Origin of the sequence: Sulfurospirillum deleyianum DSM 6946 (assembly GCF_000024885.1) — a bacterium.
GTDB classification, from domain to species: domain Bacteria; phylum Campylobacterota; class Campylobacteria; order Campylobacterales; family Sulfurospirillaceae; genus Sulfurospirillum; species Sulfurospirillum deleyianum.
The window spans coordinates 1,103,484-1,117,790 of record NC_013512.1 but is presented as its reverse complement, the minus strand read 5'-3'; the positions used below and the strand labels follow the sequence as shown (position 1 = coordinate 1,117,790).

Annotated in this window: 15 protein-coding genes; 14 read left to right on the top strand and 1 reads right to left on the bottom strand. The window is 40.3% G+C overall.

Features of this window, described 5'->3' with window-relative positions:
* The first annotated feature begins 36 nt into the window (after nt 1-36).
* The 7 genes from hypB to SDEL_RS05570 all read left to right on the top strand — a co-directional run bounded on the left by hypB (nt 37) and on the right by SDEL_RS05570 (nt 4,818).
* Complete coding sequence (gene hypB / locus SDEL_RS05600) at nt 37-873, top strand: hydrogenase nickel incorporation protein HypB (RefSeq protein WP_012856880.1); 837 nt, start codon at nt 37-39, stop codon at nt 871-873.
* A gap of 2 nt (nt 874-875) precedes the next feature.
* Nucleotides 876-1,145 (top strand): HypC/HybG/HupF family hydrogenase formation chaperone, encoded by a 270-nt coding sequence (locus SDEL_RS05595; protein WP_012856879.1) that lies wholly within the window; start codon nt 876-878, stop codon nt 1,143-1,145.
* A complete protein-coding gene (gene hypD, locus SDEL_RS05590; protein WP_012856878.1) occupies nt 1,138-2,265 on the top strand; it encodes a hydrogenase formation protein HypD in 1,128 nt (375 codons plus the stop codon). The genes SDEL_RS05595 and hypD overlap by 8 nt, the downstream gene beginning before the upstream one ends.
* Nucleotides 2,258-3,262 (top strand): hydrogenase expression/formation protein HypE, encoded by a 1,005-nt coding sequence (gene hypE, locus SDEL_RS05585; protein WP_012856877.1) that lies wholly within the window; start codon nt 2,258-2,260, stop codon nt 3,260-3,262. The genes hypD and hypE overlap by 8 nt, the downstream gene beginning before the upstream one ends.
* Nucleotides 3,262-3,603 (top strand): hydrogenase maturation nickel metallochaperone HypA, encoded by a 342-nt coding sequence (gene hypA / locus SDEL_RS05580; RefSeq protein ID WP_012856876.1) that lies wholly within the window; start codon nt 3,262-3,264, stop codon nt 3,601-3,603. Before hypE ends, hypA begins: the two co-directional genes overlap by 1 nt.
* A gap of 72 nt (nt 3,604-3,675) precedes the next feature.
* Nucleotides 3,676-4,176 (top strand): GNAT family N-acetyltransferase, encoded by a 501-nt coding sequence (locus SDEL_RS05575; protein ID WP_012856875.1) that lies wholly within the window; start codon nt 3,676-3,678, stop codon nt 4,174-4,176.
* A gap of 3 nt (nt 4,177-4,179) precedes the next feature.
* Nucleotides 4,180-4,818 (top strand): HAD family hydrolase, encoded by a 639-nt coding sequence (locus tag SDEL_RS05570; protein ID WP_012856874.1) that lies wholly within the window; start codon nt 4,180-4,182, stop codon nt 4,816-4,818.
* Here the strand turns inward: SDEL_RS05570 and SDEL_RS05565 are convergent.
* Nucleotides 4,811-7,279 carry a DUF3971 domain-containing protein gene (locus SDEL_RS05565; RefSeq protein ID WP_223295849.1) on the bottom strand — a complete coding sequence of 823 codons (2,469 nt, stop codon included), beginning with the start codon at nt 7,277-7,279 and terminating at the stop codon, nt 4,811-4,813. The two genes, SDEL_RS05570 and SDEL_RS05565, sit on opposite strands and share 8 nt — an antisense overlap.
* Between SDEL_RS05565 and mltG the strand changes: the two genes are divergently transcribed.
* From mltG to SDEL_RS05530, 7 genes are all read left to right on the top strand, one after another.
* The gene (gene mltG, locus SDEL_RS05560) at nt 7,263-8,252 is read left to right on the top strand and encodes an endolytic transglycosylase MltG (protein ID WP_190275668.1); all 990 of its coding nucleotides are present in this window, start codon (nt 7,263-7,265) and stop codon (nt 8,250-8,252) included. The genes SDEL_RS05565 and mltG overlap by 17 nt on opposite strands.
* A 54-nt stretch (nt 8,253-8,306) precedes the next feature.
* The gene (locus SDEL_RS05555) at nt 8,307-10,544 is read left to right on the top strand and encodes an NADP-dependent isocitrate dehydrogenase (protein WP_012856871.1); all 2,238 of its coding nucleotides are present in this window, start codon (nt 8,307-8,309) and stop codon (nt 10,542-10,544) included.
* Between the two features lie 32 nt (nt 10,545-10,576).
* Complete coding sequence (gene mdh, locus SDEL_RS05550; RefSeq protein ID WP_012856870.1) at nt 10,577-11,527, top strand: malate dehydrogenase; 951 nt, start codon at nt 10,577-10,579, stop codon at nt 11,525-11,527.
* 116 nt (nt 11,528-11,643) lie between these two features.
* Nucleotides 11,644-12,819: an ADP-forming succinate--CoA ligase subunit beta gene (gene sucC / locus SDEL_RS05545; RefSeq protein ID WP_012856869.1), complete on the top strand. Its 1,176-nt coding sequence runs from the start codon at nt 11,644-11,646 to the stop codon at nt 12,817-12,819.
* Entirely contained in the window at nt 12,816-13,688 is an 873-nt protein-coding gene (gene sucD, locus SDEL_RS05540) for a succinate--CoA ligase subunit alpha (RefSeq protein ID WP_012856868.1), read from the top strand. The genes sucC and sucD overlap by 4 nt, the downstream gene beginning before the upstream one ends.
* Nucleotides 13,685-13,978, top strand: a complete 294-nt coding sequence (locus tag SDEL_RS05535) for a heavy-metal-associated domain-containing protein (RefSeq protein WP_012856867.1) — start codon at nt 13,685-13,687, stop codon at nt 13,976-13,978. The genes sucD and SDEL_RS05535 overlap by 4 nt, the downstream gene beginning before the upstream one ends.
* Before the next feature lie 3 nt (nt 13,979-13,981).
* Nucleotides 13,982-14,299, top strand: coding sequence for a 4Fe-4S dicluster domain-containing protein (locus SDEL_RS05530; RefSeq protein ID WP_012856866.1), 318 nt, complete (start codon nt 13,982-13,984; stop codon nt 14,297-14,299).
* The last annotated feature ends 8 nt before the right edge of the window (nt 14,300-14,307 follow it).

The following is a 14,307-nucleotide window of genomic DNA, read 5'->3' as shown; positions in this document are numbered from 1 at the left end:
GTACTTATAATGAGATAAAAACAAAAAGGATTTTTTATGTGTAAAGATTGCGGTTGTTCTATTACCCCTACCCAATGGGCAGCTCATGAACATGAGCACACACATGATGGGCATACGCATAGCCACTCTCACGACCATGCGGATCACAGCCATCATGACCATCCCCACGCGCACGACCACGCACATGTGGCTGAGCATTTTCACGCCAACCCTCAGTTGAATGATAAAAAAACGATTGCGGTGATTACTAAAATCTTAGATGCCAATGACACCGAAGCGGCAAAAAATAGAGCCTATTTTGAACAACATGGTGTTTTAGCAATTAATCTAATGAGTAGTCCTGGTAGTGGGAAAACCACGCTTTTAGAAGCAACGATTGAGACGAAGCAGATTAAATTAGGTGTGATTGAGGGAGATTTAGAAACCAATCAAGATGCCGATAGAATCATCGCCAAAGGCGCACCAGCGCATCAAATCGCAACAGGTCAAGCGTGTCATTTGGATGCGTTTATGGTGCATGAGGGATTACATCATTTACCGATTGATGGCTTAGATGTAGTCTTTGTTGAGAATGTCGGAAATCTTGTGTGTCCTGCGAGTTATGATGTAGGAACACATCTCAATGTTGTGCTACTTTCCGTTCCTGAAGGCGATGACAAACCTTCAAAATATCCTGTGATGTTTCGCAGTGCGGACCTCTTTTTGATTACAAAGTGTGATTTGTTGCCTTATTTTGACTTTGATATTGAAAAAGCGATTCGTGAGGCACGTAAGCTCAATCCTAAAGTGGATGTCATTGAAATTGACAGTAAGTCAGGCAAAGGGATAGAGCAGTGGGTTAATTATTTAAAAATGAAAAAAGCATTGAGGTAGTCATGTGTTTATCTATTCCTTCTAAAGTCGTTGAAATTGACGAAAATAACTATGCAACTGTGGATACTCTAGGTGTTAAGCGTAAGGTAACGCTTGATTTGATCGTAGAACCTGTAGAGGTGGGTGATTATGTTTTGATTCATGTCGGTTTTGCCATGAATAAAATCAGTAAAGAGGAGGCGGAAGATAGTATTGCCGCCTACAATGAAATCGCTGAAGCGATGAAGAACGGCGAGATAGACGATAACGAGGGAAACAGTAACTATGTGTGAGGTAGATCTTATCGAAGGGTTTCGTGATCCTACACACATGCAAGCACTCGCTGCTCTCATTAAAAAAGAGTGTCACTCAAAGATTAACATTATGGAGGTGTGCGGCGGACATACGCATACCATTATGAAATTTGGGCTTTCTCAGATTTTACCAGAGCAGATTGAATTTGTTCATGGGCCAGGATGTCCTGTGTGCATTATGCCTAAAGAGCGCATTGACCACGCTATTGCCTTAGCATCCATGCCCAATACGATTTTAACCACGCTTGGTGATATGATACGTGTTCCTGGAAGCCAAACCTCCTTACAAAAATTGCGTGCGGAGGGAAAGGCTATCCGTTCTTTATACTCGCCTTTGGATGCGCTTAAAATTGCTCAGGAAAATCCGGATAAAAATGTGGTCTTTTTTGCGATTGGATTTGAAACAACAACGCCTATGAGTGCTGTTTTGATTCAACACGCCATAGCACTCAATCTCAAAAATCTCTTTTTCCATATCAATCATGTCACCGTTCCTGAAGCTGTCGATGCGATTATGGGAGGAGGCGATGCGCATATTGATGCTTTTTTGGGACCTTCTCATGTTAGCGTGATTACGGGGTATAAAATTTATGAAACCATTGCATCAACTTATCATACCCCTGTGGTCGTTGCGGGATTTGAGCCGACTGATGTAATGGAGTCTGTTTTGCGCGTTGTTCGTCAAATTAACGCGGGTAAAAGTGAGGTTGAAAATGAGTACGCAAGGGCGGTTTCCAGAGAAGGTAATCTTAAAGCGCAAGAACTCATTGAAACCTATTTTGAGAAACGAGAGCACTTTAGATGGCGGGGTATTGGAGATATTGCTAAGAGCGCTTTGAAACTCAAAGCTGAGTATGCCATGTATGATGCTGAAGTGGTTTTTGATGACATTCTTCCTAAAGTAGAATTAAATGACCATAAACTCTGTATTTGTGGGGATATTTTAAAAGGTAAGGCAAAACCGTTTGATTGTAAAGTCTTTGGAAAAGCCTGTACACCAAGCAATCCTATGGGTTCTTGTATGGTTTCAAGCGAGGGTGCGTGTGCGGCGTATTTCAAATACGGTGCTTTTAATTTAAAAGGAGTCAAGCGTGACTAAAAATATTTTGCTTTCTCACGGCGGTGGCGGTGAAGAGACGCAACATTTAATCAAAGAGCTATTTTTTAAACATTTTGATAACGATATTTTGCTCCGTATGGAAGATGCCGCAGCACTTACCATGGAGAGTACTCAGATTGCTTTTACGACAGATTCTTTTACGGTATCTCCACTTTTTTTTAAGGGAGGCAATATTGGTAAGCTCTCCATTGCAGGAACGGTGAATGACCTTTCTATGATGGGTGCAAAGCCTAGATATTTAACCTGTTCGTTTATGATAGAAGAGGGCTTTTCGTATGAAAAACTTGAAGAGATAGTTATTTCGATGCGAGATGAAATGGCAAAAACGGGTGTTAAAATCGTAGCAGGAGATACCAAAGTTGTACCACGAGGGAGTGTGGATGGGCTTTTTATTACCACAACGGGTATTGGTGAGATTATTTATCAAGGGATTTCTGCACACCATATTGCACAAGGCGATGTGATCATTGTTTCGCACGAAGTGGGCAATCATGGCGCATGTATTTTAGCGACGCGTGAAGAGTTAGAGTTAGAGAGCGAACTTCAAACCGATTGTGCGAGTTTATGGGCCCCTGTGGAAGCGTTGATCCATGCGGGAGTTAAACTCCATGCACTGCGTGATGCGACACGTGGAGGACTGAGTGCTGTTTTAAATGAGTGGGCTGAAACATCGCATGTATGTATTGAGGTAGAGGAAGTGAAGATTCCTGTGGCACAAGAGGTTAAAGGGGTGTGCGAACTGTTAGGGTTTGAGCCGTATGAATTTGCCAATGAGGGAACGATGGTTATAGCTCTGCCGAAAGAAGAGGCGCAAAAAGCCCTTGAGGTTTTAAAAGGTTTTCAAGAAACAGCGCAATCAACCATCATAGGGGATGTAAGTTCACGTTTTATGGATAAAGTGATTTTGCATACCCCGTGGGAGAGTGAGCGTTTCTTAGAGCCTCCTAAAGGTGAGCTTCTCCCGAGGATTTGCTGATGCATGAGTTTTCTATTGTCAATGCGCTTCTTGAAATGTGCGAAAAAAATGCACAAGCCAATCAAGCGTCTAGGGTAACCAAAGTGGAGATTAAAATAGGAAAGTTAAGTGGCGTTGAACCGCATCTGCTCGAAACAGCGTTTCATACGTTTAAAGAAGAGAGTGTGTGTGATGGCGCAGAACTGGTAATGCATCTACAAGACGTCGTGGTTCGGTGTCACGCATGCAATTATGAGGGCGCATTAAGTCAAAATGAGTTTGTGTGTCCTACATGTAAAAGTGCTGATGTCACTGTTATTGATGGTGAAGAGATGTATTTGATGCATTTGGAAATGGAGTAATCAACGCCTAAGTCATCGTAATGTAAAATAAGTTATCACATTCAAAATGAGAATTATGAAAAAAGAGAAGAAATGTTAGGTGACTTAAGACGTGCAGAGCGTGAAGATTTAGCCGAAATTATTAAAATTTACAATGAAGCGATTAAAGATGGAATTTCGACTTCAGATAGTACAACCGTCAGTGTAGAAGAGAAAGAGGAGTGGTTCTTATCGCATAATGAAACCCTCCCTCTTTTGGTTAAAACCTATTGTGGGCGCATTATTGCATGGATTAGTTTTCAGCCCTTTTATGCTAACCTTCCAGCGTATTCGAAGAGTGCTTTTGTGAATATTTTTATCGATAAAAACTTTCAAGGTAAAAAACTCGGACAACAATTTTTAAAAGAAGCGATAGAACATGTACAAAAAGGGCGCATTAAAACCCTGCTTGCACTCATTTTTGCAGATAATCCTGTAAGTTTAAAATTGTTTAAAAAATTAAACTTTAAAGAGTGGGGTCACTTAAATCGTGTAGCGACTATTGAAGGTGTGGATAAAGACCTTCTTGTTCTAGGACTTCGTATAGAAGAGTAGGGTATGAAAAAAGAGATATCTATTATTTTTGATATGGATGGAACGCTCATTGATTCAAGTGAAGCGATGACTCAAAGTGTGAATTATGTAAGAAAAAGTATTGGTCTTGATACACCACTGAGTAAAGAGGCATTGGAGTACCATATTAATGCGCTAGATCAGCAGTTACCTAAGATTTTCTACAATACAGAAACCTATGACCCTGCCCATCGGGCTTTATTTAAAGAACATTATATGGAGCATGCTCCTAAGACAATCTCCTTGTATCCTGATGTGAAAGAGATGTTGCATCTTTTAAGCCAAAAGGCTTATTTGGCGATTGCGACCAATGCCCATGAATGTTTTGCACACAATATGCTTGAGGCATTAGGTATTGAGCGTTATTTTTCCAGTGTGGTAGGCTCAAACAATGTTGCAGAACCAAAGCCTAGTCCCTTAATGGTCTATCATGTGATGGAAACGCTAGGAACATCCAGTGAGCAGACGGTGTTAGTAGGCGATAGCATTAAAGATGAACGAGCAGCCTTAAATGCGGGTATCTCTTTTATTTTTGCGAATTGGGGATATGGCAAAAGTGAAAATGCAAATCTGCGTGCGCACAATGTGCATGAGCTTTTAGCTCTTTTAAACACCTTTATTTAAGTAACTCCAGCGGTGCTTCTAGGGTACGCTTTAGAATATTAACGGGTGATTTGAGAGTATCTAAAAGAAGATGTGTCTCAATGCTAGGATCGCTAAGCGTTCCTGTAACGTCTACATGGGTTGAGATACGTTTATCTTCCCCTAAGATCAGCCCTCCCACAAGAGGAATCATATCGAGTGCTTGACTGAAGGTTTTAAGCGTTTTAATGTTGAGTTGCATATTGAGTGTATCGTTCGTTAAATTGACATTTCCAAAGCCTACGATATCCGCATTTTTCCCTCGTAATTGAATCTCTTTAATAAGAAGAGTCTCTTTCGTTTGTTCAAAAACAATAGAACCATTTTCAACAAAATAACCTTGCTGACTAAAATTAGGGTCATTAAAGACAAGCAAAGAAGGAATGGTATTGATGGTTGCCATGAGATTGTTGAAAAATTTTAAATCTTTGATATAGGTGTTGTGCATTTTAAAAACACCGGTTTGAATCTGTGCAGTTTTTGGCTCTAAGGTTAAATCAAAGCTCCCTTTGTGAAAATAGTGTCTGTTAAAAAGGGCATTGATCATAGCATCGTTCATGGCATGAGCATCAATGTTGAGCATATCGCCTCTCTTTTGATAGACAAAAGAACCCTCATCTTTTTTTGCTTCTAAATGAACCTTATTTTGAAAAAGCATTAAAGTGTAGCGATCACTTAAAATGGTTCGACTGCTGTTTTCGTCGAGGATGGAAGAGTTTTCACCGTAAAGCGTTGTTTTAATGGGAATGTTGAGTGAGGCGCTACTTTGAGGAACGAGAAGATCCAAATCTTTTACATGTAAAATGATTTCATCGCTGACATGTAACGCTAGTGTGTAATCTAGCGTATGCGCATCGAGTGTGTGTGTATCGGTTGAAAGCGCAATATCTAACGCTTTAATGGGTTCTTCTTGATTTTTAAAAGGGGTTGAAACTTCATAGAGGTGTAGTCGTGCGTTAAAGTGTTCAAAGTCATCCGTTGTGACACTGACATTGCCTTCTTTTAGACCATTGTCTAACATTAGAGGTGAGATGGAAGCAACTTTGGAAAGGTCTTCAAGAATAAACTGATTTTTTTTAGGCTCAAACAAAATGGTTGTGTTCAGTTCTGGAAGGAGCATTGTTGTGGTGCCATTTTCTATGCTAAAAGAGGCTTCTTGACGTGGTAGTTTTTGGGCATTTAAGAGTTGGGCTTTCCCAAATTCAAGCATGAGCGAATGAATATCGACAAAACCATTAAAACGTGATTTTTTGGTATCAAAATCGCCTGTGGCATCAATATCAAAAAGATTTTTGTACCGTAGATTGGCACGATTGAGGTTGACAAAGTAGTTGTGAAAGGAAACTTCTCCTGAGCGTGTGGACATGGGTACACCACTGAGGTTAAAATGGCTAGGGGAGAGTTTGAAGGTACCTGAGGCATTGATATCGTAGGGAAGAAATTTAATATCCAGTGTGACATGTGCATCTGTTTTTCCCGATGTTTGCGTAAGGGGAACATCAATCTTAAATGCGTGCAAAATTTTATGAATAGAAGCATCCAGTTTTGCGTGGGTTTTCAAATCAACCACAATACCTGTTCCTTTGGTCAAAAGATTGTAGATAAAGACATCAGCTTTTTCAATACTTTTTTGCTCATATTCTGGTGCGCTAATGTCAAATAGCAGTTTATCTTCAGTTAAAGTAATACCTATTTCTTTGGCATAGGCGGGAGGAACGCTTTTCTCAAAGATAATCGTTGCTTCTTGAACGGTTGCGTGCCCTCGCATTTGCATAGGGAAGTACTCTCCTGTTTGGATGTCTAATATACCCTCTAAGAAATGCAGTACATAATTTTTACCGACAATATTGGTATGAATCCAATCCTTCACAATCTGTTCTAATTCCACTTTTGGCGCTAAAAAATCCATAAAATTGGAGAGCTCAACGTTGCTAAAAGGCTCACTTTGAAGATGGTAACTTAAGAGGTTTTTTTTCAGCTCTAAAAGCGTACTCCCTTTAAGTCCAAAGGTTTCATAGAATCCCTCAAAGGTGTAGTGCTCTTCTTTTAAATCAAGATGCGCTTCACCGTTTACATGTAAAAAGAAATCTTTGAGGTATGCCTTGCTGATGTGAAGGGTTAGCTCTGTTTTGGAAAGCGGTGTAATCGCAACATCCACATCAAGATGTTGGCTCGTAAGCCTAAAGTGATTCTCCTCATAATGAAGGGTAATGTGTTCATTATCGTAGAGAAGATTGTGGATATGAATTTGGCTAAAAAACTGATCCAAATAAGGAAAATTTTCAAGCACAATAGCACTCTCTTCAAGACTCGTATCGGTTTGCGTATGTGTGTCTAATTCGAGGGTTTGAATGCTTACAATAAATTTTTTATCTAGTTTTATATATAATTGATCAATTTTTACCTTGGGCAGCGTAATACTCTCAATGGTGACACCATACATAAGAGTGCCAATTAATACTACGAAAAAAAGAGCCATGAACAAAACAAATTTCCAAATATTTCTAATACTGTGCGATATCGCTTTAATAATCATCTATACACTTCTCTTTCACTTAAGCAGACCTATGAGTACGGCTTCTGTTGCGTTTGTTCCTCAAGGCTCAATCGCCCAAATTATAACATATATGGTTGAGAAAAAATTTGACCTGCATCCTTATGCAGACAAATACCTTTTGCGCCTTATTGGCAAGCCTCAAGCAGGTTGGGTGAATTTTAACCAAGAAGTGTTAACCAGAGGAGATTTTCTCTATAAATTAAGTCATTCTAAAGCGCCATTAAAAGTTATTACCTATATTCCTGGTGAAACCAAAGAGATACTGTTTGCCGAACTTGCTTTAGCGTTTGAGCTTTCCTATGAAAAATTACATCAAGAGTATGCCGCCGCAACGCCTTACGTGGAGGGACTGATTGTGCCTGAAACTTACTATATTCCTGTGGGGATTAGTGAAAAACATTTGATTCATTTTTTATTGGCACATGCTAAAAGTTATCATAAGAGTGTTTTTGAAAAGATTTTTGGTGAATTTAATGAAACCAAATGGCAAAAATTTATCATTATTGCTTCCATTATCCAAAAAGAAGCCGCTAATGCTGAAGAGATGCCGTTGGTCTCTTCGGTCATCTATAATCGTCTGAAAAAAGATATGAAGTTGCAAATGGATGGAACGCTTAATTATGGAGAGTATTCTCACACAAAAGTAACACCCAAACGCATTAAAGAAGATACCTCACCTTATAACACCTATATGCATAAAGGCTTACCGCCTTATCCCGTATGCAGTGTGAGTAAAGAAGCGATATTTGCGGCGATTTTTCCTAAAACAACCAATTATCTCTATTTCGTTAAAAATAAAAATGGAACCCATACCTTTTCTCAAAATTATGAAACGCATTTGGAAAATATTCGTAACTGATTTTAATAAAGAAATGGGTAGCATTTTCAAATCTATTTTTTTTAAAGGCGCACGATGGCACACACACCCCATAAGATTATTTATACGCAAGTAGACGAAGCACCCGCACTTGCAACCTATTCCCTTTTGCCTATTATTAAGGCATTTGTCAAACGCTCTTCCATTAAGATTGAGACACGTGATATCTCTTTATCAGGGCGTATTTTGGCACATTTTTCCGATTATCTAACAAACGAACAACGGGTCAATGATGATTTGGCGTATTTAGGAACGTTAGCAAATACGCCTGAGGCAAATATCATCAAACTACCCAATATCAGCGCTTCATTACCTCAATTAAACGCAGCGATTAAAGAGCTACAAGATAAAGGATATTTGATTCCTTCGTATCCTGAAAATCCAGCCAATGAAAAAGAACAAGAGATTAAAGCACGTTATGCAAAAGTTTTAGGAAGTGCGGTGAATCCTGTGCTTCGAGAAGGAAATTCTGATAGACGAGCGCCCTTGTGCGTCAAAGAGTATGTTCGTAAAAATCCACATCGCATGGGTGAATGGCATCAAAACTCCCGATCCCACGTGGCATATATGCACGAGGGTGATTTTTATGGTAATGAAAAATCTATCACGATGGATAAAGCAACCACGCTTCGCATTGAACTGCTCTCTTCTGAGGGTAAAACAACCGTTTTAAAAGAGAAGCTAGAGCTATTGGAGGGTGAAATTATTGATGGCACATATATGAGTGCCTCTAAATTAGCACAGTTTTATGAAACTCAAATGGAAGAGGCAAAAGCTCAAAATCTTTTACTCTCCTTGCATCTTAAAGCAACCATGATGAAGGTGAGTGATCCTATTATGTTTGGTTATGCGGTGAAAACATATTTTAAAGAGGTGTTTGAGAAATACGCAGCGACTTTTGAGCGATTGGGTGTGAATGCTAACAATGGTTTGGGTGATGTTTACGCCAAAATAGCCACCTTGCCTGAGAGAGAAAAAAATGCGATAGAAGCAGATATTGAGGCATGTTATACCAAACGAGCTTCGCTTGCGATGGTCAACTCCGATAAAGGTATTACCAATTTACATGTACCCAGCGATGTGATTATTGATGCGTCTATGCCAGCATGTATTCGAGAATCAGGCAAAATGTGGGGAAAAGATGGTGCTCTACACGAGACAAAAGCATTGATTCCTGATCGTGCTTATGCGCGCATTTATGAAGAAACGATGAATTTTTGTAGACAAAATGGCGCATTGGACCCTAAAACAATGGGTTCCGTACCCAATGTGGGCTTAATGGCACAAAAAGCTGAAGAGTACGGCTCTCACGACAAAACATTTGAGATTCCTTATGCGGGTGTGGTGCGTATGGTGGAGAGTGAAAATGGTGCAGTGTTGATGGAACATAGGGTTGAAAAAGGGGATATTTACCGTGCGTGTCAAGCCAAAGATGCACCGATTCGTGATTGGGTTAAATTGGCGATTTCTCGTGCGAGGCTGAGTCAGACCCCAGCGATTTTCTGGTTAGATGATAAGCGTGCGCATGATGCGCAAATGATAAAAAAAGTAGAACACTATCTTAAAGCGTATGATTTAAGTGGGCTTGATATTAAAATTATGAGTCCAGAAGATGCGATCAAGCTCTCTTTAGAGCGCATTGTGAAAGGGCTTGATACTATTGCGGTAACAGGCAATGTATTGCGTGATTATTTGACCGATTTGTTTCCAATTTTAGAAGTGGGTACCAGTGCGAAAATGCTCTCGATTGTGCCTTTAATGAAGGGTGGAGGATTGTTTGAAACAGGTGCGGGTGGCTCTGCTCCTAAACATGTTCAGCAGTTCGTGGAAGAGAACCATTTACGATGGGATTCTTTGGGTGAATTTATGGCACTGAGCGCATCTTTAGAGCATTTAAGTACAGTTATGGGAAATAAACAAGCGGCAATTTTAGCTAAAACGCTCGATAGTGCGACAGGAAAAGTATTGGATGAAAAAAAATCTCCTTCTCCTAAGGTAGGTGAATTGGATAATCGAGGAAGCCATTTCTATTTAGCGCTTTATTGGGCGGAAGCATTGTCACAACAAGATGATGATGAAAACCTTGCTATTGCGTTTCAACCGCTTGCAGAAGCTTTGCGTGTGAATGAAAAAACGATTGTAGAAGAGTTAAATAGTGTACAAGGTAAGAGGGTTGATTTAGGGGGATATTATAAATTGGATGTTGAAAAAGTCAATAAAGCCATGCGTCCAAGTCCAACGTTTAATCACGCTTTAGAGATTTTTAATGCTTAGCCATTTGTGTTACATGTAAAGAAGGAGTCAATATGGCGCAAGGAAAAAAAGTCTCCATTATAGGTGCGGGAAATGTTGGGGCGACCATTTGTTATTGGTTGGCGATGCGGAAGAGTTGCCGTGAGATTGTCATGATTGATTTGATAGAAGGTGTTGCTAGGGGTAAAGCACTTGATATTGCTCAAGCAACCAGCCCTGAGGGAAGTCATACACAAATTAAGGCTTCTAGTGATTATCAAGCACTTGCACAAAGTGATATTGTTGTGATTACGGCTGGAACTCCTCGAAAACCTGGAATGAGTAGGGATGATTTACTTTTAGTGAACGCCAATATTACCAAAGGGATTATCGAACAAGTCGTTCAACATGCGCCTGATGCCATTATCATTACCGTATCAAATCCTTTAGATGCAATTACCTATGTAGCTCTTAAAATAGGCAAGTATCCACGTAATCGTGTGATTGGTATGGCAGGTATTTTGGATAGTTCACGGATGGAGACGTTTATCTCTGAGAAATTAGGCTTTGGGTATGGACAAGTCACAGCGAGTGTTATGGGTGGTCATGGAGACGATATGGTGCCTTTACCTCGTTACTCATCCGTGAATGGTGTCGCGCTTAATGATTTGCTTTCCGTGGAAGAAATGAATGAAATTATCGAAAAAACACGCTACGGTGGCGCTCAAATCGTTAGTTGCATGGGAACATCGGCTTACTATGCGCCTGCCAATGCGACGGTGAAAATGATAGAAGCTATTTTGAGTGATTCACACGCTATTTTCCCATGTGCAACACTTTTAGAAGGTGAATATGGCTATAAAGATACGGTCAATGGTGTACCGGTTGTTTTAGGTAAAAATGGAATTGAACGTATTGTCGAGTTGCCTTTAAATGAGCAGGAAAAACAGCAGTTTGATAAAAGCATTGCTTCGGTGAATACACTGTTGCAGACTTTAAAAACACATCATTTTTTTGATGTGTGATTTTTTTGTTATAACTTAAGATTCCAGCAAAAAAAAGATGTAGTTTGAGAATTTTCTTGATTATGCGCAAGGGTTCGCTATAAAGTTAACTATCTATTGACCAAAGGTGTAGTGTAATGAATATTCATGAGTATCAGTCCAAAGAGATTTTTAGACGTTATGGCGTTGCTACGCCACGAGGGTATGTCGCAACAAGCGTTGAGGAAGCTGTCGAGAATGCACACAAGTTAGGGGGTGCACTTTGGGTGGTTAAAGCACAGATTCACGCAGGTGGACGTGGTTTAGCAGGAGGCGTTAAACTGGCTCGCAGTATCGAAGAAGTTGCTCGGTACACTCAATCACTGTTAGGAAAAAATCTCGTTACCCATCAAACAGGACCTTTAGGAACAGTGGTTCAAAAAGTCTATATTGAAGAGGGAATGGATATCGCTGATGAGTTTTATTTAGGTATTGTCTTAGATAGAGCACAAGAAATGCCTGTCATTATGGCCTCTCGTGAAGGTGGTATGGAAATTGAGAAAATTGCCCATGAAACGCCTGAAAAAATTATCAAAGTTACGATTGACCCTTTTATTGGGTTTCAACCTTATCACGGAAGAGAACTGGCTTTTGGATTGTCTCTTGCTAAAGAGGAAATGGCGGATTTTATAGCATTTGCGAAAGCCTTATATCAGGCATATATGGACAATGATGCCTCGATGATTGAGATTAATCCTTTGGTGAAAACGAAACAGGGAAGATTTATAGCGCTTGATGGCAAAATGAGTTTTGATGATAATGCGCTTTTCCGTCATCCTGAGATTGTTGCTATGCGTGATTATAGTGAGGAAAATCCCATCGAGAGGGAAGCTTCTGAGTATGGACTGAGTTATGTAAAACTCAATGGCAATGTAGGGTGTATGGTCAATGGCGCAGGTCTTGCTATGGGCACCATGGACATTATTGATTATATGGGGGGAGAACCTGCAAATTTTTTAGATGTGGGTGGTGGAGCGAATGCTTCGACGGTTGCTAAAGGATTTGAAATCATTTTAAAAGACCCCAATGTAAAATCTATTTTTGTCAATATCTTTGGCGGAATTGTACGGTGTGATCGCATTGCCAATGGTATTTTAGAAGCGACAAAAATGGTGAATGTGCATGTGCCTGTTATCGTTCGTTTAGATGGAACCAATGCCAAAGAAGCGGTTGAAATTTTAAAAAATGCCAATATTAAAAATATTATCAGTGCCACAGATTTGAGTGATGGCGCTCAAAAAGCAGTTGCCGCCGCAAAAGGAGCGTTAGTATGAGTATTTTAATTCATAAAGATACGAAAGTTGTGGTGCAAGGTTTCACGGGCAAAGAGGGTAGCTTTCACGCTGAGCAGTGTATGGCATATGGTACACAGATTGTAGGTGGTGTAACTCCTGGTAAAGGTGGAAGTGTTCATTTAGGAAAACCCGTTTTTAATACCATGAAAGAGGCGATTGCTAGCACAGGCGCAACGGTGAGCATGGTGTTTGTTCCACCTGCTTTTGTTGCCGATGCGATTTTAGAAGCAGCGGATGCGGGAATTGAACTGGCCGTTATTATTACCGAGGGTGCTCCTGTTCGTGATATGCAACGCTCCAAAGCGTATGCGACGAAAAAAGGGATGAAAACCATTGGTCCTAACTGCCCTGGGATTATTACCGCAGAGGAGTGTAAAATTGGCATTATGCCCGGTGCTATTTTTAAAAAAGGCTCGATTGGACTCATTAGCAAATCAGGAACGTTAACCTATGAGGGCGCCAATCAAGTCTGTAAAGAGGGTTTTGGTATCTCAACGGCGATTGGTATTGGCGGAGACCCGATTATTGGACTTTCGTATAAAGAATTATTGGCGATGTTTGAAGAGGATAGCCAGACTGAGGCGATTGTGATGATTGGAGAAATTGGGGGAGACCTTGAAATTCAAGCGGCACAATTTATTAAGGAGCATATTTCAAAACCTATTGTAGCGTTTATTGCAGGACAGAGTGCACCAAAAGGAAAACGCATGGGACATGCAGGTGCCATTGTGAGTGGCAGTTCGTGTACGGCACAAGAGAAGATGTCGGCATTGGCTTTGGTTGGAGTCCACGTGGTTAAATCTCCCGCCCAGATTGGAAAAAAAGTAGCAGAGGTACTTAACAAATGAAAAAAAGTTATGAAGTCTTAAATATTAAATGCGGTGGATGTGCAGGGACAGTGAAATCAAAGCTCAAAGAGCGTTTTCCTGATATAGAAGTGAGTTTAGAGAGTGAGCCTAGAGTCGTGAGTGCAACGATCGAATCAGACGAAGATGAGCGCTATTTGCTAGAGACTTTAAAGTCATTGGGATATCCTTCCATCCATGAAGATTTAGGAAGTTTAGAGGGTGCGCTTTTAAAAGGAAAAAGTTTTGTTTCGTGTGCGATTGGTAAAATGAGTCAGGATAAAGGAGAGTAAGTTATGAGCCTAATGACCGCTCCAACAAATACCCCTGTATGGGTGGATACATCACGGTGCAAAGCGTGTGATATTTGTGTGAGTTTATGTCCTGCGGGAGTTTTGGCAATGATTCAAGCGCCAAACTCTACGCAAGGTTCTATGATAGAAGTGGTCGTGCCTGAAGCCTGTATTGGCTGTCGGGATTGCGAGTTGCATTGTCCTGATTTTGCGATTTATGTTGCCGATAAGAGTGAGTTTAAATTTTCAAAACTCTCTGAAGCCTCTAAAGAGCGTGCAGAAGCAATTAAAAACAATCATTTTAGAAAACTCGGTGCATAAGGAAGCAA

Coding starts and splice junctions, on each gene's coding strand:
- hypB (WP_012856880.1), top strand. CDS start 37: ATGTGTAAAGATTGCGGTTGTTCTATTACCCCTACCCAATGGGCAGCT.
- SDEL_RS05595 (WP_012856879.1), top strand. CDS start 876: ATGTGTTTATCTATTCCTTCTAAAGTCGTTGAAATTGACGAAAATAAC.
- hypD (WP_012856878.1), top strand. CDS start 1,138: ATGTGTGAGGTAGATCTTATCGAAGGGTTTCGTGATCCTACACACATG.
- hypA (WP_012856876.1), top strand. CDS start 3,262: ATGCATGAGTTTTCTATTGTCAATGCGCTTCTTGAAATGTGCGAAAAA.
- SDEL_RS05575 (WP_012856875.1), top strand. CDS start 3,676: ATGTTAGGTGACTTAAGACGTGCAGAGCGTGAAGATTTAGCCGAAATT.
- SDEL_RS05570 (WP_012856874.1), top strand. CDS start 4,180: ATGAAAAAAGAGATATCTATTATTTTTGATATGGATGGAACGCTCATT.
- mltG (WP_190275668.1), top strand. CDS start 7,263: ATGGTGACACCATACATAAGAGTGCCAATTAATACTACGAAAAAAAGA.
- SDEL_RS05565 (WP_223295849.1), bottom strand. CDS start 7,279: ATGTATGGTGTCACCATTGAGAGTATTACGCTGCCCAAGGTAAAAATT.
- SDEL_RS05555 (WP_012856871.1), top strand. CDS start 8,307: ATGGCACACACACCCCATAAGATTATTTATACGCAAGTAGACGAAGCA.
- mdh (WP_012856870.1), top strand. CDS start 10,577: ATGGCGCAAGGAAAAAAAGTCTCCATTATAGGTGCGGGAAATGTTGGG.
- sucC (WP_012856869.1), top strand. CDS start 11,644: ATGAATATTCATGAGTATCAGTCCAAAGAGATTTTTAGACGTTATGGC.
- sucD (WP_012856868.1), top strand. CDS start 12,816: ATGAGTATTTTAATTCATAAAGATACGAAAGTTGTGGTGCAAGGTTTC.
- SDEL_RS05535 (WP_012856867.1), top strand. CDS start 13,685: ATGAAAAAAAGTTATGAAGTCTTAAATATTAAATGCGGTGGATGTGCA.
- SDEL_RS05530 (WP_012856866.1), top strand. CDS start 13,982: ATGAGCCTAATGACCGCTCCAACAAATACCCCTGTATGGGTGGATACA.